Source organism: Nostoc sp. (genome assembly GCF_036917465.1).
Classification (GTDB): domain Bacteria; phylum Cyanobacteriota; class Cyanobacteriia; order Cyanobacteriales; family Nostocaceae; genus Nostoc.
The window spans coordinates 36,132-61,475 of the sequence record NZ_JBALDL010000024.1; the positions used below are offsets into that span (position 1 = coordinate 36,132).

The following is a 25,344-nucleotide window of genomic DNA, read 5'->3' on the forward strand; positions in this document are numbered from 1 at the left end:
AGTTCCTAAAATCACACACAGCCCAAGACTTTTCAAACAACCTCTAAGACCACTTTACAAAGTTAGAAGAGAGAATTGCAGATAAATGTGGCGAAATTGTTAGAACAAGGGTTGTAGGGTGGCTTGGAGTTTGAGTAAGCGATCGCTCGCTGTTTTTAATGTCTCAGGTGTTTTGCTGAAGCAAAATCTGATCAATGAATGGCCTTTTTCTGGTTGGCTGAAAAAGCTGGAACCTGGAACTACAGCAACACCAATATTTTTAATTAGATGGTAAGTGAATTCAACATCTGTTTTGTAGCCAAATTTGGAAATATCTGCAAGAACATAATAGGCTCCTTTGGGAAGGAAGTAGGGAATGCCGACTCGATCGAGAATCTGTAAGATGCTGTCTCGCTTCTGGTGATAAAGTTTGGCTAGTTCTTGATAATAAGATGGTGGTAGTTGCATGGCGGCAACTCCGGCTCGTTGCAATGGTGCAGGTGCGCCAACGGTGAGAAAATCATGAACTTTGCGAATGGCTCCCGTTAATTCGGGGTTTGCTAAAATGTAGCCAACTCGCCATCCGGTGACGCTGTAAGTTTTAGATAGTCCGTTGATGGTAATGGTGCGTTCTTCCATACCAGGAAGGGTCGCTAGGGCAATATGTTGAGTGCCATCATAGAGAATATGTTCGTAAATTTCATCTGTGAAAGCTAACACATCCCACTTTTGACAAAGTTCAGCAATTAGAGTGAGTTCTTCACGGGTAAAAACTTTGCCTGTGGGGTTGTGGGGTGTGTTGATAATAATAGCTTTGGTATTGGCATTGAAAGCTTGACGCAACTGTGCTTCATCAAATGTCCAATGGGGAGGATGGAGTGTCACGTACCGAGGTATAGCACCAGCTAAAATCGCATCGGGTCCGTAATTTTCGTAATACGGCTCAAATACAATTACTTCATCTCCAGGATCGACTGTCGCCAGCATTACAGATGCCATTGCTTCTGTGGAGCCACATGTGACGGTGATTTGAGTTTCAGGATCGATATCCAAGCCAAGATACCAACGAACTTTATTAGCGATCGCCTGACGAAATGGGCGATCGCCCCAAGTAATGGCATACTGGTTGACATCTGCCTCTATTGCATCCTTTGCTGCCTGTTTCAACTCCAAGGGACAGGGAAAATCAGGGAACCCTTGAGCCAAATTTACTGCACCATGTTGCAATGCCACCCGCGTCATTTCCCGAATCACCGACTCGCTAAACTGGTCTGCCTTTGCTGATATTTTTTTACGTCCAATTTCACTCACCCCTATACCTCCGTTGATTTCCATTGCGGTTATGCAGGAATTTTTCTAACCCCGATAAACCCATAATACAGATAGACTTATCGTAGTATACTCAAATTCCAGATTCAGAGGGAATGCAACCTTATAATCTATATACTTAATTATTGATATTAATAGTCAATTACTGAAGTACCAATCCAGAATCATCATGAAATCTTTGCACCGTCCCGATCTCTATAGCTGGTCTAATTTCAATCCAGCAAGAAATATTGATTTCAATGGGATTGCCTGGATTCGCCCAGATGGAAACATCTTGATTGACCCAGTAGCCCTATCAAACCATGATTGGAATCATTTGAAATCCCTCGGTGGCGTGGTTTGGATTGTGTTGACGAATTCTGAGCATGTCAGGGCAAGTAAAGAAATTGCCGATCAAACTTATGCTAAGGTAGCTGGTCCTATGGCAGAAAAAGACACTTTTCCGATAGCTTGCGATCGCTGGCTGTCTGATGGTGAAGAGTTCGTACCTGGGTTAAAAGTAATTGAACTCCAAGGCTCGAAAACTCCCGGTGAATTAGCTCTGTTACTGGAGGAGACAACTTTGATTACAGGGGATTTAGTCAGGGCACGGAAAGCTGGTAGCTTAACTATATTGCCAGATGACAAGCTGCTGAATCGAGAGGAGGCTGTTGCCTCTGTTCGCAGATTGGCAGAACTAAGTCAAGTAGAAGCAGTGCTGGTGGGGGATGGTTGGCCCGTCTTTCGTGATGGACGCGATCGCTTACACGAACTTGTAGCGACGCTGTAAATGGGTGGGGCGATGCCTACTTTTAGGGCTAGCCCTACGATAAATTTTTACTGAGGGTTGATATCATCGCACAGGTGGCGATCGTCTTTCATATTAGGGTTATTTTTCAGATAACCAGATGCCAACTTACAGGCACGCTTGAGTAAATCATCTAAATTATCATTAAGATATATTTTTCCCTCATTGCTATTAAGCTCAATTGTCTTATTGGTATTAAGGTTAAATCGATCGCCTGAGAAAGAACTGATGGGATAGAGTAAGTAAGGATCTTTCGTAAACCAACTATTAAGAAGATACAGATTTGTATTAATATTATTATAAGAACTACCAGCCAGCATTTGATTATGCTCGTCGAAATTCAAGTTATAACTTGTATAAACGCTTTTTAATTGTTCGATTTTTTCATTATCTGAACTCCACAATTTAGCTACAGAACCACCAATAAAGGCAATTCTTTTATCATCAGATTGGAAGCGTACATTTGTAATTTTATCAGTATCAAGGATAGTTTTTAGTAGTTTACCCTGAACATTCCAGAGCCTTACAGTTCTGTCATCACTAGCAGAAGCAATAGTTTTTCCATCGTGATTGAAACTCACGCTATTGACTTTATCACCGTGTTTTAGAATGGGTTTGAGCAATTTCCCATTCCTGTCCCAAAGCTTTACAGTTTTATCGTTGCTAGCGGAGGCAATTATTTTGCTGTCAGGGCTGAATGTAATACTATTAACCCAATCGGTATGACCCAATAAGGTTACTAGCAGCTTGCCTTTTAAATCCCAGAGTTTTAAACTATTGTCTTTACTCACGAAAGCAACTGTCTTTTTATCGGAACTAAAGCGGATAAAAGAATATATATTATTTTCACATCGAATGTTAAGGTTACCTTTAATAAGTTTTAGCTCTTGAAACTTGACATTATCATTAATAGTCCACAGCTTCACAACATAGTTAGAACCAGAAGTAGAGTTCGTATAGTTGTAATAGTTTTTGCAGTTAAAGGCACTGATGATTTTTCCATCAGAACTAAAGCTGACTTTATCAATGCTAATATTATCATTTACTGCATCACCAAATCCTAGAAGTTTTTTGATAAATTTACCCTTGCCGGTATAGACGTTCACAGTGTTGTCAGCACTTGCAGAAGCAATGTATTTATTATTAGAACTAAAAGTAACATCATTAACACCTTTAGTATGTTGTAGTAAAGGCTGAGGTGGATAGTTATCTTTTTTAACCAAAAGCTGTTTTAAATCCCAAAGCTTTATAGTATTATCAGCACTGCTAGTCAAAATTTTTGTACTATCGGGGCTAAAATCTACTTTTGTAATTGTGTCGTTATGTCCTTTGAGGGTTGGGAGTAGTTTTCCTTCAACAGTCCAGAGCTTGACTGTATAATTCTGGTTAATGGAAGTAATGTACTTGCCATTAGGACTAAATTTTGCGCTTATCATGCCGTAGTTATCAATAAATTGAAGTGGTTTGCCATTGCTGGTATCCCAAATTTTTATCTCACCACTCTTAGCACTAACTGACATAAGTTTTGTGTTATCTGAACTAAACTCCACACTTTGTACTTTGGCACTATGCCCAATCAAGGGTTGTATTAGAGTACCATCACTTTTATAGAGTTTTACTAAATTGTTATCGCCGATGGCGGCAAGCATCTTGCTATCATGACTAAATACAAGACTTGTAACTTTTTCACTATCTACTTTCAAGGTTTTAATTAAGCTGCGATCGCGGATATTCCAAAGTTGCACTTTATTGTCATCACTGATAGTAGCTATTATCTGGCTATCAGCGCTAAAGCTCACATTGGTAACTTGCTTTGTTTCTCCCTTTAAGTGTCCTATAAATTTTCCGTCACTACTGCGCCAGAGTTTAACGAAATCATCTGCGTTGGCAGCAGCAACCAAATTACCATCAGGGCTGAAGTCAATGCTTGTGATCCTATTTGTGCTACCTTTTAAAGAAATTTCCTTTTTGCTGTCTAGTTTCCAGAGCTTTAAGATATCATCAGGGCTTCCAGTTGCAAGTGTTTGATTATCTGGACTAAAGCTAAGAATTGAACTATCTCCTGCGAGAGTTTTGATGTGAATGCCATTACGATTTTGAAGTTCTATACTATTGTAAATATTGCCAAAACTGCCAAAAGCGACTGTTTGACCATTAAAACTAAACCTTATCTTCTTCTTTGTATCTTCATATCCATCGGTTCTGTTGAACGAAGGTGTTTTATTGTCGTCAATATCCCAAATCTTCACAACTCTATCTTTACTAACTGATGCAAGTAGCTTACTATCAGGACTGAATCTTGTAGAAATAATGCTACTATCATGTTTAAAATTATTTAAATTATAACATGTGTCTTCAATTATTTGAGTTTCATTTAAAGTTTTTTTGTCCTCATCTTCTCGAGATATCATAATATTATTATTAGGACTATTATCTACAAAATCCCCAAATGAATTTTTACAGATATTATCAATACTTTTGATGAGGTATGGTTGATTGTAAGTAGACCAAATTTTTAAATTACCCTGCCTATTAAACAAACTAACAGCATCACCATTCTTGATAAAATTAATGATAAGCGTACCAGAATTTTCAATTTCAATATAATTTTTCTCAATTTGTTTCGCTTTGATTTTCCAAAGTTTAACAGTGTCGTACTGTCCTCCTGTCGCAACCGTTCTATTGTCAGGACTAAAAGTTACAATTATATTTTTATTATTAAATATTTGTGGTAATTTTAATAATTTATTATCTTGCCAACTCCAGATTTTAACTGTTTTATTGTTGCTAACTACTGCTAGTAGTTTATCGTTACGGTTAAATGTAATGAAGTTTAGACCATGTTTATCAATTTCTAAAGTTTTTATTGGTTTCAGTTCAGAAGTACTCCAGCTTTTCCGTTCAGGAATACTCCAGATTTTTGCAGTACCATCTACGCTGGCGGTAGCTAACATTTTTCCATCAGAACTGAAACTAATAGATGTTACACTTTTATCGTGACCTGACCAGCTGCTTTCTTGACCATCAGGAATACTCAATATTTTCACTGTGCCATCTTCACTTGCCGTAGCTAATATCTTGCTATCTTGGCTAAAGCTAAGGGCTGTAATTGCTTTATCATACCCTTCTACACGGTTGATTTCTTTAATTTGCTGAATTGTATTACTCAGATTTGAAATAACCTTTAGCCGAGTTTCAGGTATCACCCCTATTGATAAAAACTTCAGTTTTTTACCTACTTTAATAACTGATACTAGCTCTCCAAGCCCTATGTCATCTTTTGAAGAAATATCTGATGTCAGAGAAGTGTTGATGTAAGCTGCTGTAACCCCTACTGCGATTACACTTATTGCACTTATTAATCCTATTAAGGTAACAGTTTGTTTGCGTGCAGTTCTTAGCTGTTGTGTCAAAACCTGATTGAGTTTAGCTTCAGTCAGTTTTCGTTGTTCTTTTTCTTTCTCCAATTCAGCAATTAATCGGGCTGATTGTTGTTCACGAACAAATGGTACTAGATAGTCATGAACCAATTGATATCGGTCAGCCGGAAATCCTGGCACCTGAAATACTAAGCCTGATTTCACTAAGATTTTCAAAATTAAATCTAATCTTGCAGGCTCTAATGCTAAATCAGCTTCTAATTCAGCACGATTTTTCAGAGGACGAGTATTATTTTCATCAGTTAACAAATATAAGACCAGCTTGGCGAACTGTTCGTTATTGTTACCACAATCTTTAACTACTTCTTCTAAGAAGCGCCCTACCAATTTTTCTTTAGGGCCTTGTTCTTGGTACTGAGCCAGAGTTGTAATTTTCTCAGTTTGCAGTTGCGCTCCTACAACTTGTAATTCAATGGGGCGAATTTCGTTGAAATCTCTAGCTAAATCTCGTACTAGCTCATCAATTAGCGGTGGCTCTAGATAAAACTGAGAACTCTCTGTTAAGCTTTGAATTACAGAGCGAGCATCTTCTGACGAAAAGTTTCCTAAGTAATAAAGAATTTTTTTATCTAATATGTTGTTATCAATTGCATCCAAATGGGTTAAGCGATTACATTCTAGTAAATAATGGAGATAATCTTCTCTAAGAGACAGGATAATTTTTACATAAGGAATATTCAGACAATCTCTGATAAATTCAAAAAAAGGTCTCCTTTTATCTTGGTCTTTATAAGCAAAAAAGAATTCTTCAAACTGGTCAAAAATCAGAACAGTTAACAAACCTTTCTCTATATTTTTATTCAACTCTTCTACAAAACCTGCCATCGAGTCTAAAAATAGAGGAAAGCTTAAGCCCCTAACTTCTTCTAGTGATTCTACGAAGCGAGTTCCTAAAACTTTTGTCCAATCTGCATAAACTTGCAACAGAACAGGTACAACATCACGAGCATCTATCGCTTTTTGTTTTAAAGCTGGTAATAACCCTGCCTGAACAAGGGAACTTTTACCTACTCCCGATTGCCCATAAATGACCGTCAATTTGTGGTCATTGCGGCTAATTCTTTCAATCAATCGATTTACATCTTGCATTCTTCCAGAAGCAGCAATCTCTTGAGTTACTGCTGCTTTTGTATCGGCTACTGCAAGTCCAGGATTAATAACTTGTAACTTAGATTGTAAGCGTCCCGCACCTACAAAGGCTTGTAGCCCATACTGCTGTTCAATTGAGCGTTGCTCTAGCTTGACTTGGAATGCTTCTAAATAGTTACCTTGATCAAAGTAGAGCGATCGCAGTCTCGCCAAAATGCGAATATATAGGAGTGGATCGTGTTGAGGATTACTTTGGGAACGAGCGGTTTCTAAATTAGCAATTGCCTCTGCGACCTGATTGAGATTTTGTTGAGCTTCTGCTAATAACAGTAAGTATAAATTTTTATAAAATTTACGTTCCCATTCCCAATTAATTATTTCTTTTGAGTAAATCTTGGCGTTCGCTTGTAATGCTAGTTCTGCATATTCTTTAGCCTTTACCCACTGAGATTTTTTTAGCAATACCTCAGCCATCAATCCATAACTGTAGCCAAGTCTGATTGGCTCAGAGTAAGTTTTGTGTAGCTCAATAGCTACTAACGCAACTTTTTCTAGTTCATCCCACGCATCTAATCTGGTTAGAACTTCACCCCAAGCGTTAATAAATTTTGCTGCTAAATCTGGGTAGTTGTACTTTCTAAAACCCTCAACACATTTTTGAAAGTAATCTTTGGCTTTTAGGCAAGCTTCGTAATATTGAGAACGATGCAAAATTGCATCCTGTCCCCACCACAAACCAAGATGCCAAAGTAAACATCCGTAACGTTTTAAATCATCATATGAGACATTTTGTTGATTTTTGACCTTTTTCTCCCAAACAGCTAGACTTGTCTCATAATAAGCTCTAGCTTCAGATTTATGTCCATTAGCATCTGCTTCTCTACCTAGCAAAAATTGCAAACTTGCTTCTAGTTCAGGCTCTAATTTTTCTACAGATATTTGTAAATCTCTAACAGCAGATTCAATCTCTCTTAAATGCAGAATACCAAGGTCAAGATTTAGAGAAGCATTATCTAAAAACTTTCCATATCCGATATTAATAATTGCCGTAAATAGAGAATTAACAATTTGATTTAGATTATCAATTAACTGGTTGGTAGCAATTTTAAACTTAATCGAGTTACCTGTCCAACTCTTAAAATCGGGCATTAATTGAATCAATTTTTGGAATATTTCATCATTTACCCAAATAACTATGGGAAACTGGAAATTTTTCCGAAATTCTTCTCTTACCTGATTTGTAGAAATTAAAACTTGCTCAATTGCCTCTACTAATTCCAAATCAAATATCATTAAAGCTTGAGGTACTTCATCTCCCAGATTTACTTCAATTGTTGTGTAAAGTGTTTTGATAGATTTTGACAGATGTAGCTCTCGAATCTCGACTTGACATTTTTCCTTGATCTGCTGCACCATTTGGTCTCGCAAACTGCGATAGTTACAACGTACCAAAATTAATGTAAAATTTCCCTGAGAATTGGTAATTGAGCGGATCAGTTTTTTTAGCGATCGCTCATTGTAAATAACTATATCTTCAGGTTGATAAGAGTCAGTCATAGCTTAAATTTCTTCGATTCTGCGATCGCAGGGTTAATATCAAACCAGCGTCCGTCAACATCTCGGTATTCAAATAAAAACATACTCCGCAAAAGAGTTTGGTATTCGTCCTCTCCTTTGACATTATCTCGCTTTTGCAAAACTTGTAGCAGCAGCGCCCACTCGTTATCACTAATTGCTGATACCAAGTCATCCCGATACTCGCGGATCACCATTTCCAGACAGTCTCCCCCAATGGGTGGGTCATTTTCTTGCAAACAACTATAAAGCAAAACTAACAGATTTCGCACATGTCCACCACTAACTCGGCAAAGACGATCTAAAGTTTCGTCTGAGTCAAAAACTTCATTAATACGACTCAAACGTTGTGTTTCTCCCAGCCAGGGAAACGCCCTTGCTAAAACCATTTGTCGCAGCAGCTTCATCCCTTCTAAGTTATAGGTTCCTTCACGATTCTTGACTGTTACCATTGGTAATACTACAGGTTTAATCCCGAAACGATTCGTCAGAGTGCTTAATTCATTGGAGAAAATTAGCACTAGGGGAATGGTATAAACCAAATGGCAATTCAGCTTCTTTAACTGCTCACCCCGATCGATAAATAGATATTCCGGCTGAGAACGGCCAGAGGCTTTGGGAGAGATATCTACGCGATCGAGATTGTCAATAATTACCACTAATCCCTGATAACCTTGTAGCTTCAGCTGCTCCTTGGCACGCTCTAATACCTGTTGATTGATAGCTTCTAATATGCCGCTAGTCCTGGGTTCTAGGTATTGTCGCAACTGGCTGCGGAGTCTGGGACTATCTTTAGTCTTGGCAGTGACTTTACCAATTCCCAAAGGTAATGAAAATTCAAATTCTGGAACTACTGGTGTTTGTAAAAAATCAGCAATTTCATTAAATAAATCGATAAAATAGCTTGGTCTGAGTTTGATTTTAACCTTTTCCAAACTGGCGCTAACTTGACGAGTTATTGCTAACAAAATATCACTGACATCCACATCTGCCATATCTAAATCAGCACTGGACTCAAAGTAAACTACATGAAAGCCTTGCTTTTCTAATTCATCTTTGAGTCGAAATAGTTCTGTAGATTTACCACAGCCAATATGTCCAGTGAATAATTGGCAGGTTGACTCATCTGGTTGATTAGCGATCGTGCGCCGTAAACGTTGAATTACATTGCCTCCACGCACTGGTGAGAAGTCAATATAGTATTGTTGGTCTTCTTTATTCTCAATTTTTAGAGTTTTACTGGGATTACAGGCATTAAAAAACTTAATAGGGTCTAAAGCCATTACGCTTTCCTCTTACTATTTATTAGTTATATAAGTATAAAATTTTATATACGTATGCGTACTAATTGCGATTTTAGTATATATAAGTACATACAGATAAAAAATATTCCTAAAGTGGAATGTCACTTACTTAAGCAAAAGTTGCTAACCTTGTAGCAACGCTGTAAATCGGCGGTTAGAACAGCTAGTTGTGCTAACCTACAGTACAGGAAATTGTGGTTCATATAGATAAAAAAGGCTGTAAGAAGAATTGTAATATGAATATTACAGGCTGATGCAAGTTAAGACAGCTAATAATAGCGTCTTAATTTAACTCTGTTTAATTAATTATCAGGAGCAAAGCGCGATTCTCCTGTGTAAAGGCTGCGCGATCGCGTGCAGAATATTGACAGTGTTGCCTAAAATTATGGATAATTCCCCACTGGTCTCTCAAGCAGATGCATCCTTACCAAATTACACTCAGGAAAATATACATCTAGTGGAGTCAAACGAAAAGATTGGAACTGATTTTGACTCTCGTATGATGCTGCGGTGTTTGGAACTTGCTCGCCGCGCTTTAGGACGGACTTCGCCAAATCCGTTAGTGGGAGCCGTGATTGTTAAGGATGGCGAAATTGTCGGCGAAGGGTTTCATCCTCGTGCAGGTGAGCCTCATGCAGAAGTGTTTGCCTTAAAAGCAGCAGGCGAGCGTTCTCGTGGTGCAACAATCTATGTCAGCCTCGAACCTTGCAATCACTACGGACGGACTCCCCCTTGTTCGGAAGGCTTGATCAAAGCTGGAGTAGCAAAAGTGGTAGTGGGTATGGTTGATCCTAATCCATTGGTAGCTGGAGGTGGTATCGCCCGTTTACGGGCGGCGGGGATCGAAGTGTTGGTAGGAGTAGAAGAATCAGCTTGTCGTCAGCTAAATGAAGCTTTTGTCCATCGCATTCTCTACAAGCGACCTTTAGGAATTTTAAAATATGCCATGACTTTAGATGGCAAAATTGCCACTACCTCTGGTCATAGCGCCTGGGTAACAAGTCAAGAGTCCCGCAGTGAAGTACATCAATTGCGGGCGGCTTGCGATGCAATAATTGTCGGTGGTAATACAGTGCGACAGGATAATCCTTATTTAACCAGCCATCATCTGGAAGCACATAATCCCCTGCGGGTGGTAATGAGTCGCAATCTCAACTTACCGGAAAGCGCCCATCTGTGGCGAACTGCGGATGCTCCAACTTTGGTGTTGACAGAGAAGGGTGCTAACCCCGATTTCCAAGAACTGTTGCGAAAACTTGGGGTGGAAGTCGTGGAATTAACATTGCTTACACCAGATTGGGCAATGGCGTACTTGTATGAGCGGGGTTTTTGTAGCGTATTGTGGGAATGTGGCGGTACTTTAGCTGCTAGTGCGATCGCTCAAGGAGCAGTGCAAAAAGTTCTGGCATTTATTGCCCCGAAAATCATTGGTGGTAGCATTGCTCCCACACCTGTGGGCGATTTAGGTTTTACTACCATGACTGAGGCGTTGTCTCTAGAACGGGTTCGTTGGCGTGTAGTCGGCTCTGACTGTTTAGTGGAAGGTTATTTTCCCCAAAAGCCAATAGTCAATAGTAATAACACTTGACTATCAATCAATTTATAGTGATTTTGCTATCATGAACACTGACGTTCATGGGCAATATCACGTATAAGAGCTAGCCGAGATTGAATGTAGTGGCACAGAAAGTCAGTTTGGTTAGAATCTAACAAGACTTGCGTTTGGGTTTGTTTCACTAACCACTGGACTAAGCTAGCATCATCCAGTTGCAAGAGGAGCTTGGCTTGAGCAGTTTCAACCACTGACCAAAGCTGACGCATGATTATAGGAGTCATCAGACCTCGATTGAATAATGAGCTATTAGCTGTCTTTAGATTACACAATTGCGATCGCAATTGGCGACATAAATGTAGAAGCTGAGACAAGTATTATTAAAAACTTAATAATAGGATTTATAACTTAATGAAGATTAAGAATTTGAAATTTAGGTTGAAAGTGGGCATAGGGTTATTATACTCACCAACTTATACTGACCGTAGTCGAAGTTAAAAGACAAGTATGCTGTTGTGAAATTTGTTTTGGCATAAGGTAAATCAAAGCATGGAGCCTGTAGTAACAAAACGATTGATTATACGCCGGATGGCCGAGACAGATTTGCTTGATTTCTTAGCATATCAAACTCACCCAGAAGTTTTGCGGTATATGCCTATAGAACCACTAACCCAGGAAAAGGCAATACACTTTCTCCGACGACAAGCAGTAACGGAGATCGGGAATGAAGGCGGCTATATCGTGTTTGCCATTTACCATATAAGTGATGCCAAAATGATTGGTGAGGTTGGTATCAACCTGTTGCCAAAAGCGCAAAGTAAAGGCGAAATCGGATGGTCACTTCACCCGAACTATCAAGGGCGTGGTTATGCAGCAGAAGCGGCACAAATATTACTTACTTATGGTTTTGCACACCGTAAGTTACACCGAATCACTTCAATCTGCGACACACGTAATACCGCATCCTTTATACTTATGGAACGTCTCGGTATGCGGCGTGAAGGACATCTAAAACAAAGCCAATTCATAAAAGGCATCTGGCAGGACGAGTATATCTATGCTTTGCTTCTCGACGAATGGCTTTTCCAACAGAGCATTTACCACACACAGACAGATGAAATCTGCTTCTCTTATCTAAATCGCTCCGGTCGCACATTTGACAAAACCAACAATATTACCAGAAAATTAACACTGTTTAGCTGTAGATGGACTTACAAAATCATGCAAATTTTCATCCCAAATGCTAATGTAAATAAAATTACATTCTTGGCGGATAATTTGACCCTTGACTGAGCCATTCTTAAAACTAAAATTATCAGACTGACCCTGTTGTACTTGTTTAAGTCCCTGCTTAATTTCTTCAGTAGCTTGCCCATCTAACAATCCATTCAAGGTAGTCTCCATTACCTGCGGATCTACTGATTGGGCAAAAGATACCTCAGTTTGACGCAGCATTTTAGAATTACGATCGAATAAGTAGCCAAGATCAATTTTGTTTGGCACTAGTTTGTAAACAACAGCACGAGTCTTACCCCATGAGCCTTTTAAATCTTGATTTGGTTTGCCGAGTGTAGCTTCTACGGCGCTTCTTGATGTACCTGTAGGAAATGCGGGAACGCTTTGGCCTATGGTAGTTACAGCTACTTTACTAGGCGGCTGCTCGTTCTTTTGCGGTGTAGAAGGTGCTTTTAATGTGGGAATTGCAATCCTCTCTGGTTCTGGCTGTGGTGTAGAACGCACTTTTGACGCTGGGGTATCTAAAGTTATAGGTTCCTTTTCTAGCTGTGGTGTGGATACAACTGGGGGATTAAAGGTTGGTAAAGGATTGGGAATTACTCGCCGTCGTCGTGGTGAAACCGGTATAACTGGGACTGGAGAAGTTTGGGAAGAAAGGGGTGATTCGGGAGATGCGGGAGTAGGTAAAGATTCTAGCGATGGGGTAGGACTTGTGGTGATGGTTGTTTCTGGTTGTTGCTGACGAATGATGTTAGGAATTACTACTGCACCAATCAAGCCGCCTACCAGCAAACTGCCAATAATCACAGTTGGTTTTTGCCAGTTTCCAGGAGTTGAAGATCCTGGAATTACAGAATTTTTTTGCGGAGAATATAATGGCTGGGTTTGCCGAGTTGATGTAGCAGGGGGATAAAAATTAACTGTGGGAGTATTTGCAGCTAACTCAGGAGTTATATTACTAGGAGACTGCAAAGCGTGTAACATTTTACTAGCAGTGCTGTAGCGATCGCCAGCATGAGGCTTAATTGCCTGATTGAGTACCCCCGCTAAGTGGGAAGAAACCTTAGGGGCGTACTGCTGCCAAATTATCTCCCCAGTTTTCAGATCGGTTTGTAGTTCTTGCGGGTGTTTGCCAGTCAGCAAATAAATTGCCGTTAAACCTAAGCTGTAGATATCAGTGCTGTAAACTGGACGGCCAACGGCTTGTTCGCTAGGCATATATCCGGGCGTACCAATAACGAGCGATCGCGTGGGGTATCCTGGAGAGTTCGCCACGGAACGGATTGTTTCTTTAACTGCACCAAAATCAATCAAAACTGGCTTGTTATCAACAGAACGAAGAATAATGTTATCTGGCTTGATATCTCGGTGAATAATGCCCTTACTGTGGACATAATTTAACACTGAAAGCAGACTCAAGAGAATTTCCCGAACAGCAGTTTCACTCTCAAATCCTTTAGCTTTGACAATTTTTGTCAGAGTTTGGCCATGAATCCATTCTTGGACAAGGTAAAATTGCCCATTTTCAGAAAAGTAAGCGTAGAGTTTAGGAATTTGGTTACTACTTTCACCTAAATATTCTAATGTTGCGGCTTCCCGTTCAAACCTTTGTTGGATAAGTTGGTAGTTTTGCGGATCATTATTGGTTATCGGTTTGAGTTGCTTGATTACACAACGACGGCGAGAAGGTAGATGGGCATCTTCTGCCAGAAAGGTTTCGCCAAAACCACCAGCGCCGATTACCTGGATAACTTGATAGCGATTGTTTAGCAGGGTTATTGTCATGAAAAATCACAAGCGTAGACATCGGAGACACTCCGCCTCTGGGCTTGTCGTCAGACATCGCCCTTTCCAAATGTACATCACATAGGCAAAGCTAGGGCGAAGGGAATTAGCGTCTACACAGGCAAAGGCAACTTCCTCGGATTAACCACGAAGGTGAGTTTTGGTTGTGTAGACGCGGATTCTAACCGCCGATTTCGCTTGAAACTCACGGAGATATCTTAGGTAAACTCTATAGTCTCAACAAACTCTAAAATACTTTCCTTAATATCTTCAGCTTCTTCTTCAAGGGAATCGGGACTTTCGCCGTCCAGAAAGCTGTGCTGACTACTAACTATATACAAAAATTCACCACTAATAAACGTGAGCAGTCCCCGGTACGCATCTAATCTGATGGCAGTTCCATTATTTTCTTGCTTAGAAATCGTTGAACCTTTAGGCATATCAATTAACACATAGTAAGCGCCTCGCAAAGTATTTTCTAGATATTCGGTATACTCCACAGAAGCATCTGGTACATTTGCAAAAATCGCCTGGGGTATATACTTGTCTACTAAAATTGTTTGTAAATATTCTTCTTGTCCCAGAGACTCCAGTTCCTCTAACTGTTCTAGAGGGAAAGGATAATAATCGATTCTCAACAAAGTACCGATGTCATCAGAAAAGCCAACTACTCCTTCCTGGCTTTGAATTCTACCGCCCTGCTGGGGATCAACCGGAATTGGCACGGTAAAATTACCTAAAGGGGATTGATATGTCTGTTCGCTAAAATCTTCTATGACTACTGTCTCATCTTCGTCATCGTCTGCATATTCTTCTTCTGCTTCTTTAAAGGCTGCAATTACCTCCTTAATGATTTCCTCTGCTTCTTCATCTTCCAGTTCTAAGGCTGCTTGTAGCTTTTTGAGGTAGGCTTGTTTCGGTTTGGCGATCGCTAGTTCATCGTCTAAAAGCACTATTACCCCAGCTGCAAAACCATCCAAAACTAATTCATCTGAGAGAGATACTTTGGCGGTATTAAACAGGGGGCCAATTCCCTCTGCTTCTGCAATGGCTAAGAGTCTATCAACTATTTCGGCGATTTCATCTTCTGAGTATTCCTCGAAAACCTCGAATTCCCAGAGGATACCCGCTAAACTTTCTGCATCTACATCTTCAATCACTGAATCAGCGATCGCAGTGACAGTTGCGATCGCCGCCACCGCCTCCTCTGGACTTAGTGATTCCTCTGATGTCTTTGGTGAGTTAAAAACCTTGTCATATTTGGTCATAATTGCTACCTAAATTAATCCTTGATAGTAATAACAGATTTAAAGCGACAATGGTCAGTTTACCAATGGAGCGAATCTTCTAGAGAAAAAGTTAGCGAATACCTGGTTGAATCAATAATTGGTGAAAGATAACGAAACCTTGTTGAGAGCTAATCTCCAGTGCTAATTAATCCGATTCTACAAACTACTGACTAGCCAACATCATGATTTGAGACATATTCCGAAGCGATCGGCGATATTTTTGTAAAAATAAATAAATGAGTGTGATTAATCAAAGGTTTGTAATCAGCACTGAAGCCGCTTCACAAGAGCCAAAATATTGTAAATTTTTGTGATGAAGCTATTGTCGTGAATAACTGCTGTATTCCTTTGTTTTTATCCTCTAGCAGATGAATTATATCTATCGATAGAATTATAAACTAGCTAGCGATAGATACCTACACCGCAAGCCGGATGTCACAATACCGATGTTTGTAGTAACACACAATACTAGAAATATTTGTACTGTTAGTTCTACAACTGTGAATTACATAAATTTTGAGTCTTTTTATGGTAAAAACCCCTCCATCTCAGTTTTCCCCAGATCAATACAAAGTTGATTCTCCACAAGAAAAAGTAGACGCTATTATAGAAACGCCACCATCAGAGACTGAGATTGACCTAGAGTTTCTTTACACCAGAGATATTGAATTTCGTCAAGAAACTATTTACTTTCTTGTGGTCGATCGCTTTTATGATGGCGATCCAGATAACAGCGAAGGTGAAAACTCAGAACTGTACGATCCCAATAGACAAGAATGGGGTAAGTACTGGGGTGGTGACTTGCAAGGTGTCATCGATAAATTAGATTATCTCAAAAATATGGGAGTTACTGCCCTTTGGCTAACTCCATTATTCGAGCAAGTAGAAGAATTATTTATTAGCAATGCAGCGATGCATGGCTATTGGACAAAAGATTTTAAGCGGATTAATCCTCGCTACATTGCTGATGGAGAGAATCCTTCTTTAAATGCTACTCAAGAAGAACAAAATACGACCTTCGATCGGTTAATTGCAGAACTGCACAAGCGGAATATGAAGCTGGTGCTGGATATTGTCTGCAACCATAGCAGCCCTGATACCAGTGGGAGCAAAGGTGAATTGTATGATGATGGTGTTAAAATTGCTGACTTCAATGATGATGTCAATAATTGGTATCACCACTATGGTGAAGTGCAAAACTGGGAAGACGACTGGCAAGTACAGAATTGTGAACTATCTGGTTTAGCAACCTTCAATGAAAACAATACAGAATATCGGCAGTATATCAAGTCAGCAATTAAACAATGGCTAGATAGGGGTGTGGATGCACTGCGAGTTGATACTGTCAAGCACATGCCCATCTGGTTTTGGCAAGAATTTACTGGCGAGATGAGCAATCACAAACCAGATGTATTTATTTTTGGTGAATGGATTTATAGTAATCCTAGTGACGATCGCTCGGTAGAATTTGTTAACCACTCAGGCATGACACTTCTAGACTTTGGCCTATGTGTAGCAATTCGAGCCGCACTAGGGCAAGGTTCAGAAATGGGGTTCCAAACAATTCAATACATTTTTGACCAGGATTATCGCTATAAGGGAGCAACAGAGTTAATTACCTTCATCGATAACCATGATATGTGCCGCTTCCAATCGCTGAACCCCGATCCGGCGATGCTGAAGGTTGCGATCGCCTTAATCATGACATCTCGCGGTATTCCTTGCATTTATTACGGCACAGAACAGTATCTGCATGACGATACTGATGGCGGTAACGATCCATACAATCGCCCAATGATGGAAAATTGGGATACCGATAGTGAGGTTTATCGTTCCATCAGACTGCTGTCTGGTTTACGGCGACTGAATCCAGCTGTGTCAATGGGTAGCCATTGGCAGAAATATTTGACCGCAGACGTTTACTGTTATGTGCGCCGCTATCGTGATTCTCTGTGTTTCGTAGCTTTAAATCGGGGAGGAGAAGTTACCTTACCAGAAGTAGAAACGGAATTGCCTGATGGTGAGCATACTTGTGTGGTGACTCGCAATAAGTATGAAGTCAAAGACGGCAAGATTTATGACCTAGTGCTAGAAGAACGGGGAGTGCTTGTTTTCAGCCACGTTGGGGAACGCATCAAAGCACAAACAATTGTGCGTATCCAACTCAATGGCGTGGATACCCAACCCGGTGAAATCATTGTGGTGACAGGAGATTGCCCAGAGTTGGGTAATTGGGATATCAGCAAAGCATATCCTTTAGAGTACATCAACTCAAATACTTGGTCTGCCGAGATTCCCTTTGATGAAAGTGCTGGTAAGCTGATTGCTTATAAATATGCCATGTGGCGGGAAGGGCGATCGCCTCTGCGCGAAAATTTGGTAAATCGTCGCTGGGTGATTGCCAAAGAAGGTACTGTTAAATGGCGTGATACCTGGGCATCGGGAAGAGAATCATAGAAATTTCATTCAGATAAACAATGAAGTGCGAAGGAGCAAAATTTTCATCCTTCGCACTTTATTTTTTGTGAATTAATAACGCTTCTTGATCCTCTGTTGGAGAACTAGAAGAGTAGCCGCTACATATCTATGTATCCAATACCTGATTTCTGAATGCTTTTTCAATAAATATATATTTTAGCTTATAGTGATCTAGATCACACCATTTTGTCAGTAAAAATAGATAGTATCAAGCACATAAACATATAAGAACTGTCAAAAAAGGAGCTAAAGGCTCTATATTTTACAGTATAAAAGAACAGATAATACCTTTATGAGTATTAAACTCACCAGTTTTTAATTCTTACCAAGTCATCTAAAAAAAAGAGAAAAAGGTAAATGGTGATGTTCGACCTCTTGCTGGAAAATAAATTAAGCGCTTCAAAAAAACGAAAATTTAAAAAGGAAATTTTGGCACGAGTTCAAGGTCGAAATCCAGACTATTTAGATGATGAAATAAATTTTTACAAAACTGAATTACTTCCCTATTTTATAAAATTGAGCGAACATAACCCTGTTGCGAGTGTTACAGAACAATTACGGCTTTTAGTGGGTGTTTGGACACCAATTTGGTCTACCATATCGTTGCATGAAAGTTTACCAAAAAGAATACAAGAGCAGTCCTTCCAAATTTTCCAGCGTGATGGTTACTGTGCCAGTGTAGCCCGCTACATCATGGGAAAAGAGTCTTCTTTATCCTATAACTATCAATCAAATTTACCAGCTTATGATTTCATGGTAATCCAAAAATATGGAGTTCAAAATGGTAAATGGTATCTTCAAAATATTGATAGATTTCAGGCTTTTCAAAATCGAGAAATTCCTCTAACTTTAAAATCAGTCTGCAACTGGTTTACTAATGTAGTAAACACTAAAGTCAAAATAAACACGCAAAAATTTGATTTACCTAAAGCTCTAAATTTAGACAACATAAAGATAAATCATCCTAATGAATTTCAAAAAAAATCCTTAGCAAATTCTCAAATTTTTGAGAATTTATATATAGATAATGACTGGCGACTTGTGAAAACTCAAACAGATGCCTCACATCTACCTAGTTACACAATTGCTGTGAAGAGGCAATAATATTGTGTCCACTAAGGTGAGTTCCATTAATCAATTTACCGCAGCCGTTGGTTTTTACTCGTCTGCAAGACGCTCCTGGGTTATGTAGCATTTATTGCACGTAAACCAGGAGCGTAAACATCTGAATCAAATTCAATATCTAATTTTTTTGTTATGGTAATCCCAAAGGAATTATTAAGTACTTAGGAAGTGCCAATGGAGTGACTATTTAATTAATTTGTATATTCAGATACAGCCAGCCGTAGACTAGTTATCTATGAACTGTATCTATTTAGGTTGGGCAATACGCGCTTCAATACCTTCTAATGTTTGTAACAATAGACTCCTTGCCTGCAATTGCCAACCCCATTTTTGAATTCTATAAGCTGATACAGTCCCAACTATAGCTGCTAACAAACAAATGGGTTGATTTAAAGAAACTCCGAATAACAAACCCAATCCAGCAATTCCCCAAAATGGTAAGGCTACAGTTTGTCTTTGTTCTTCCACAATTTGAGTAATTATATTAGATTGTTTATTAGCTAATAATGCTTCTTTTACTTGTCGCTGTTCAGCCACCGATACTGTTAAACCTATTTTTCGCCGTAGTTTTTCCATTTTACGGGCATCAGTGCTGTACTCAGTTAACTCATCTTCTGCCATTTTTAGCAGTCGTTCTAGTTGTGCCATTTTAGATTGCATCCAGTATTTTGATACAACTATTAACTTGAATAATTGTTAATTTTTATTGACTATAGCCTTGTATTTAATCGCCAAATTTAAAGTTACACGAAAGAATGAAAAATCTAAAATTGAATATGGGAAAGATATGCAACAAATTATAAATTTAAAAGGTAATTATGACTACAGTATCTGAAAGTACTTTATCTCCATCTGCCCAAGAGCGATCGCTCATCTTGTGGTTTGATGAAGTTGGCATTGCTGATATCCCCTTAGTTGGTGGTAAAAATGCCTCTCTGGGGGAAATGATTCAACAGCTAACGCCCAAAGGGATTAACGTTCCTAACGGGTTTGCTACTACTGCTTACGCCTATCGTCATTTCATCAAATCAGCAGGTTTAGAAGCAAAGTTACGCAAACTCTTTGCCGACTTGGATGTTGAGGATGTCAAAAATTTACGCGAACGGGGGAAAAAAGCGCGATCGCTATTAATGCACACCCCATTTTCTGTAGAATTGCGAGAGGCGATCACCACAGCCTACCATAGTCTTTGCGAACAATACCATGTAGAGACAGATGTGGCAGTCCGTTCTAGCGCCACCGCCGAAGACTTACCGGATGCTAGTTTTGCTGGACAGCAAGAAACTTATCTTAACGTTGTGGGTGTTGAGGGAGTTTTAGCAGCTTGTCATAAATGCTTTGCTTCCATATTTACCGATCGCGCTATTTCTTATCGCCACACCAAGGGATTTGACCACTTTAGCATTGCTCTGGCTGTGGGCGTACAAAAAATGGTGCGCTCTGACTTAGCAACCTCTGGGGTGATGTTTTCCATTGACACAGAAACAGGTTTCAAGGATGCAGCACTGATTACAGCCGCTTACGGTTTAGGTGAAAACGTTGTTCAAGGTTCTGTAAATCCCGATGAATATTATGTTTTTAAACCGACTTTAAAAGCTGGTTTCCGCCCAATTATCGATAAAAAATTGGGCAGCAAAGAACTGAAAATGATTTATGATGACGGTTCTAAATTTACGAAAAATGTGTCTGTTTCGCCCAGTGAAAGAAGTAAATTTGCCCTAAGTGATGAAGAGATTTTACAACTAGGAACTTGGGCGTGTTTAATTGAAGATCATTATTCTCAAGTCCACGGTATTTTTACTCCAATGGATATTGAGTGGGCAAAAGATGGAATTACTAACCAACTTTTTATTGTGCAAGCGCGTCCTGAAACCGTCCAGTCGCAGAAAACAGGAAATGTATTGCGGAGTTATCGGTTGTTATTAGGGAATCGGGAATGGGGAATCGGGAATGGGGAAAAATCTTCCCACTCTTCACTCGCTGATTCTCAATCACCCATTCCTCTGGTTATGGGTAGTGCAATTGGAGAAGCTATTAGTCAAGGGAAAGCCCGCCTAATTTTAGATGTTCAGAAACTCGAACAGTTTCAACCTGGGGAAGTTTTGGTGACAGAAAGAACCGATCCCGACTGGGAACCAATTATGAAACGCGCCAGTGCAATTGTCACCAACTCTGGTGGAAGAACGTGTCACGCGGCAATTATTGCGCGAGAATTGGGCGTACCTGCGATCGTCGGATGTGGCAATGCTACAGAAATATTGAAACCTGGTCAAGAGGTAACAATTTCTTGCGCTGAAGGAGAAGAGGGAAAAGTTTATGCAGGTTTATTACCTTTTGAAGTTGAAGAAGTTCCTTTAGAAAACTTACCGCGTACTCATACTCAGATTTTAATGAATGTGGGTAATCCTCAAGAAGCATTAAGTTTATCGGCAATTCCTAACGATGGCGTAGGTTTAGCACGGACAGAATTTATTATCGCTAACCAAATTCAAATTCATCCAATGGCGTTGATTCATTATGAATTATTAAAAGATGAATTTGTCAAAGCTAAAATTGCTGAAATAACCTCACTTTATGATGATAAATCTCAATACTTTGTAGATAAATTAGCTCAAGGCATTGGTAGAATTGCCGCAGCCTTTTATCCCAAACCAGTAATTGTCAGAATGTCAGATTTCAAAAGTAATGAATATGCAAATTTGTTAGGTGGGCGACAGTTTGAACCCCATGAAGAAAACCCAATGCTGGGTTGGCGAGGAGCAGCACGTTACTATGATGAAGGCTACAGAGAAGCTTTTGCCCTAGAATGTCATGCCCTCAAACGGGTACGGGAAGAGATGGGTTTAACGAATGTTATTCCGATGATTCCTTTTTGCCGTACTCCTGATGAAGGGCGGTTGGTTTTGGCAGAAATGGCAAAAAATGGTTTAAAGCAGGGTGTTAACGACTTGCAGGTTTATGTAATGTGTGAGTTGCCCAGTAATGTGATTCTGGCTGAGGAATTTGCTGAGGTATTTGATGGCTTCTCCATTGGTTCAAATGATTTAACTCAGCTAACACTAGGGATAGATAGGGATTCGGCATTAGTAGCGCGATTGTTTGATGAACGCAGTCCGGCTGTCAAACGAATGGTAAAAATGGCCATAGAAGCGGCGAAAAAATGCGATCGCAAAATCGGTATTTGTGGGCAAGCACCAAGCGATTACCCAGAATTTGCTCAGTTTTTGGTTGAACAAGGAATTGATTCCATCAGTCTCAATCCAGATTCGGTTTTAAAGACAATGCTAGAAGTGGCAAAAGTTGAAGGTAATAATTCATAATTCGTAATTCGAGTCATTTATGCCAGCTAAAGACCGCTACCATCAGAACGTCAAAAATGCCCTAATCAAAGATGGCTGGACGATTACCGACGATCCATTTCATTTGAAGTGGGGAAAAAGGGATATGTATGTTGACCTGGGTGCAGAGAAATTGATTGCTGCTGAAAAGGAAGGACAGCAGATAGCCGTTGAGATTAAAACGTTTCGCAGCGTATCGGACATGACCGCTCTTGAACACGCATTGGGACAGTACCTTGCATACCGCTCTGTGATGAGTAGAACCAATCCCGAACGCGTCCTCTATCTTGCTGTTCGTGACGAAGTATATGCCGATATCTTTGATGAGCCAATTGCTAAACTTTTAGTAGAAGATTACAAAGTTACAGCCATTTTCACGTAAATAGACCATGCGGTAGGGGCACAGCATTGCTATGCCCTTACGATAGATGTGGTTCAAATACATGAAAACTGCTTTAATATTGTTCTATTTCAGCTAGAGCAAGAGGTTATTTTTAGATGGATACCTTGGAGCAATACAGGCAGTTGATTCGGAATATTCTGATTGAACATACAAAAATTCCTTTCAGTGCTGGCAATATTCAATTTGAGACAATTTTCGACAACGAACAAGACCGCTATCTCTTGATGATTTTGGGAAGAGAACCAGCCTATGATTTGTCTCCTACTGTGACTCGACGCGTTCATGGCTGTCTGATTCACATTGATATTATTGATGGCAAAATTTGGATTCAACGTGATGGTACTGAAGATGGGGTAGCAACGGAACTGGTGAGCGCTGGTGTACCAAAGCATCGGATTGTGTTGGGATTCCGGTCTGAAGAACTACGAAAAGATTCAGAATTCGCCATCGCATAACCTGCAATAGTTGAACTTCTGGATCGCTGCCTGTAATATAGCGATCGCTAGATTTTGCTAATTATTAAGCCATGCCCCATGCCCCATCCCTCATGCCCCATCCCCAATACCCAATAACCAAAAAATGGTTCCGAATTGGGATGTTGGGTATATTTATCCTCTCACTTGCCTTACGGTTTTGGGGACTGGAGCGATTCAACACTCTGGTATTTGATGAAGTTTACTTTGCCAAATTTGGTAATAACTATCTCACGCATACGCCATTTTTTAATGCCCATCCGCCGCTAAGTCAATATATGATCGGCATCGGCATTTGGATTGGCAGTCACATTCCTTTTTGGCACGATACCGTAAATGGGTTGACGGGTTCAATACGATCGCCCTGGACTTATCGTTGGTTAAATGCTCTTACAGGCTCATTTGTTCCTTTAGTTGTGGCTGCGATCGCTTATCAGTTGAGTTATCGCCGCAGCTTTGCAATCATAGCAGGTTTGTTTACAGCTTGTGATGGCATCTTTCTCGTTGAATCTCGCTATGCTTTAAGTAATATTTATATCGTCATCTTTGGTTTATTAGGGCATTGGTTTTTATTATTGGCATTAGAGAACCACAATCGGCGACGTTCATTTTGGTTAGTTTTTGCTGGCATTGCTTTTGGTGCTTCAGTTGGTACTAAGTGGAACGGTTTATGGTTCCTATCAGGTGCTTATCTTATTTGGATAGTAGCTTGGGTAATTCAGGGAATACATTCTTTTCCTAACCCCAAACTCTTTTTTACATCCCCTTTATTTAAGGAGGCAGGAGGCAGGGGGCAGGATAGCGCAGCGTTAGCGACTCTGGGAACGTCAACAAAGGACGGGGGACAAGAGGTAGAAGGCAGGATGCAGGAGACAGGAATTAGTACTTGTTCTTCTCATTCTCCACCATCTCTCTCATCTCAGACACCACTACAAAATTTGACTCAGCTAAATATTTTCCAGATGTTATTTTATCTAGGAATAATTCCAGCTTTTATCTACAGCATTATCTGGATTCCTCATCTTCAGCTAGATAAAACTTATGGATTTATTGCAGTACATGAGCAAATTTTGAAATTTCATTTACATTTAGGTGGTAATAGTTCGGATGTGCATCCTTATTGTGCTGCCTGGTATAAATGGCCTTTGATGACTCGGCCTATGGCATATTATTATCAAACGGCAGAAAGTATCACCGAACCATTACCTGTAATGGGGCCACCTTTGCCTGCTGGTGCTGGAAAAGTTATTTATGATGTCCATGCAATGGGTAATCCATTTTTATGGTGGTTTGGTGTTGCTGCCATGTTGTTTTTAGTAGGAATGTTAGTAGCACAAATCATCATTCCTTTGGTGAGAGAAAAACGTTTTTTAGTATCTGCAACTCCTACAACTCTTAGTGTTGATACTTGGATTGCCTTGTATTTAGTTATAAACTATACTGCTAACTTAGCACCTTGGGTAAAAGTTACGAGGTGCGTTTTCATATATCATTATATGTGTGCAGTAGTATTTATATTTTTAGCGATCGCTTGGTTTGTCGATCAGTGTCTTCGCAGTTATTATCAACAACTCCGGGTGCTAGGTGTCACCATTACTTTTATGATTCTCGCTGCTTTTATTTTTTGGATGCCTATTTATTTGGGTTTACCCCTTTCCCCTAATGGTTATAAAATGCGAATGTGGTTTAACTCTTGGATTTAAAGGGGCATGAGGAAGAATTTTTATAAGTCCTATTTAGTATTCGGTTATTGATAGTAATAATATCTCTAAGTAAGTGGATCAAATTAAATATAAAACCTCACCCTGCCTCTGGCTTCCCTCTCTTTAGTAAGGCTACGGTGTACACACAAGTCTTTAAGAGTGGACTCACAAGCTTTTGATCCCCCCAACCCCCCGATAAATTGGGGGGCAAAAGTCTCTTAAAGTCCCCCTTTTTAAGGGGGATTTAGGGGGATCTCCAACGATTTTGGGTTTGTACAGAGATGTGTGTACACCGTAGCTTTAGTAAGGAGAGCGATTGAGGGTGAGGTTTGATCTTATATTTAATTACGCCTACCTACTTAATCTCCAATACAGTTCAGTTAAGGCTAAAACTTTTTCCGAAGTCATTTTTTTTAACGTTCGCGGAGTGTGCCGGAGGCATTACCGTAAAGGACGCAA

The 25,344-nt window shown here is 39.8% G+C and carries 16 protein-coding genes; 9 read left to right on the forward strand and 7 right to left on the reverse strand.

Going from position 1 to position 25,344, the window contains the following annotated elements; all coding sequences use genetic code 11:
* Positions 1 to 99: 99 nt before the first annotated feature.
* The gene (locus V7K38_RS05135) at positions 100 to 1,314 is read right to left on the reverse strand and encodes a pyridoxal phosphate-dependent aminotransferase (RefSeq protein WP_334855964.1); all 1,215 of its coding nucleotides are present in this window, start codon (positions 1,312 to 1,314) and stop codon (positions 100 to 102) included.
* Between the two features lie 163 nt (positions 1,315 to 1,477).
* Here V7K38_RS05135 and V7K38_RS05140 point away from each other — a divergent pair, with 163 nt between their 5' ends.
* On the forward strand, positions 1,478 to 2,077 hold the full coding sequence (locus tag V7K38_RS05140) for an MBL fold metallo-hydrolase (protein WP_334855965.1): 600 nt from the start codon (positions 1,478 to 1,480) through the stop codon (positions 2,075 to 2,077).
* 47 nt (positions 2,078 to 2,124) lie between these two features.
* Here V7K38_RS05140 and V7K38_RS05145 read toward each other — a convergent pair whose 3' ends face one another.
* A complete protein-coding gene (locus V7K38_RS05145) occupies positions 2,125 to 8,181 on the reverse strand; it encodes an nSTAND1 domain-containing NTPase (RefSeq protein WP_334855966.1) in 6,057 nt (2,018 codons plus the stop codon).
* Positions 8,178 to 9,482 carry an ATP-binding protein gene (locus V7K38_RS05150; RefSeq protein WP_334855967.1) on the reverse strand — a complete coding sequence of 435 codons (1,305 nt, stop codon included), beginning with the start codon at positions 9,480 to 9,482 and terminating at the stop codon, positions 8,178 to 8,180. The genes V7K38_RS05145 and V7K38_RS05150 overlap by 4 nt, the downstream gene beginning before the upstream one ends.
* A 406-nt stretch (positions 9,483 to 9,888) precedes the next feature.
* On the opposite strand from V7K38_RS05150, the gene ribD reads away from it, so the two are divergent.
* Positions 9,889 to 11,091 (forward strand): bifunctional diaminohydroxyphosphoribosylaminopyrimidine deaminase/5-amino-6-(5-phosphoribosylamino)uracil reductase RibD, encoded by a 1,203-nt coding sequence (gene ribD / locus V7K38_RS05155; RefSeq protein WP_334855968.1) that lies wholly within the window; start codon positions 9,889 to 9,891, stop codon positions 11,089 to 11,091.
* A 29-nt stretch (positions 11,092 to 11,120) separates the two neighbouring features.
* Here the strand turns inward: ribD and V7K38_RS05160 are convergent, their stop codons facing one another.
* The gene (locus V7K38_RS05160) at positions 11,121 to 11,339 is read right to left on the reverse strand and encodes a hypothetical protein (RefSeq protein ID WP_334856005.1); all 219 of its coding nucleotides are present in this window, start codon (positions 11,337 to 11,339) and stop codon (positions 11,121 to 11,123) included.
* A gap of 265 nt (positions 11,340 to 11,604) precedes the next feature.
* Here V7K38_RS05160 and V7K38_RS05165 point away from each other — a divergent pair, with 265 nt between their 5' ends.
* Positions 11,605 to 12,348, forward strand: coding sequence for a GNAT family N-acetyltransferase (locus tag V7K38_RS05165; protein WP_334855969.1), 744 nt, complete (start codon positions 11,605 to 11,607; stop codon positions 12,346 to 12,348).
* Here V7K38_RS05165 and V7K38_RS05170 read toward each other — a convergent pair.
* Together V7K38_RS05170 and V7K38_RS05175 are read right to left on the reverse strand one after the other, a co-directional pair.
* Positions 12,241 to 14,076 carry a protein kinase domain-containing protein gene (locus tag V7K38_RS05170; RefSeq protein ID WP_334855970.1) on the reverse strand — a complete coding sequence of 612 codons (1,836 nt, stop codon included), beginning with the start codon at positions 14,074 to 14,076 and terminating at the stop codon, positions 12,241 to 12,243. The two genes, V7K38_RS05165 and V7K38_RS05170, sit on opposite strands and share 108 nt — an antisense overlap.
* Positions 14,077 to 14,294: 218 nt before the next feature.
* Complete coding sequence (locus V7K38_RS05175) at positions 14,295 to 15,344, reverse strand: hypothetical protein (RefSeq protein WP_334855971.1); 1,050 nt, start codon at positions 15,342 to 15,344, stop codon at positions 14,295 to 14,297.
* A 549-nt stretch (positions 15,345 to 15,893) separates the two neighbouring features.
* Between V7K38_RS05175 and V7K38_RS05180 the strand changes: the two genes are divergently transcribed.
* Together V7K38_RS05180 and V7K38_RS05185 are read left to right on the forward strand one after the other, a co-directional pair.
* Positions 15,894 to 17,822 (forward strand): alpha-amylase family glycosyl hydrolase, encoded by a 1,929-nt coding sequence (locus V7K38_RS05180; protein ID WP_334855972.1) that lies wholly within the window; start codon positions 15,894 to 15,896, stop codon positions 17,820 to 17,822.
* A gap of 384 nt (positions 17,823 to 18,206) precedes the next feature.
* Positions 18,207 to 18,947 carry a hypothetical protein gene (locus tag V7K38_RS05185; protein ID WP_334855973.1) on the forward strand — a complete coding sequence of 247 codons (741 nt, stop codon included), beginning with the start codon at positions 18,207 to 18,209 and terminating at the stop codon, positions 18,945 to 18,947.
* 267 nt (positions 18,948 to 19,214) lie between these two features.
* Here the strand turns inward: V7K38_RS05185 and V7K38_RS05190 are convergent, their stop codons facing one another.
* Complete coding sequence (locus V7K38_RS05190; RefSeq protein ID WP_334856007.1) at positions 19,215 to 19,616, reverse strand: hypothetical protein; 402 nt, start codon at positions 19,614 to 19,616, stop codon at positions 19,215 to 19,217.
* A 170-nt stretch (positions 19,617 to 19,786) separates the two neighbouring features.
* Here V7K38_RS05190 and ppsA point away from each other — a divergent pair, with 170 nt between their 5' ends.
* The 4 genes from ppsA to V7K38_RS05210 all read left to right on the forward strand — a co-directional run bounded on the left by ppsA (position 19,787) and on the right by V7K38_RS05210 (position 24,885).
* Entirely contained in the window at positions 19,787 to 22,288 is a 2,502-nt protein-coding gene (gene ppsA, locus V7K38_RS05195; protein ID WP_334855974.1) for a phosphoenolpyruvate synthase, read from the forward strand.
* 19 nt (positions 22,289 to 22,307) lie between these two features.
* Positions 22,308 to 22,688: a XisH family protein gene (locus tag V7K38_RS05200; protein WP_334855976.1), complete on the forward strand. Its 381-nt coding sequence runs from the start codon at positions 22,308 to 22,310 to the stop codon at positions 22,686 to 22,688.
* 116 nt (positions 22,689 to 22,804) lie between these two features.
* On the forward strand, positions 22,805 to 23,164 hold the full coding sequence (locus V7K38_RS05205; RefSeq protein WP_334855977.1) for a XisI protein: 360 nt from the start codon (positions 22,805 to 22,807) through the stop codon (positions 23,162 to 23,164).
* Positions 23,165 to 23,304: 140 nt separating this feature from the next.
* On the forward strand, positions 23,305 to 24,885 hold the full coding sequence (locus V7K38_RS05210; RefSeq protein ID WP_334856009.1) for a dolichyl-phosphate-mannose--protein mannosyltransferase: 1,581 nt from the start codon (positions 23,305 to 23,307) through the stop codon (positions 24,883 to 24,885).
* Positions 24,886 to 25,344 lie beyond the last annotated feature (459 nt).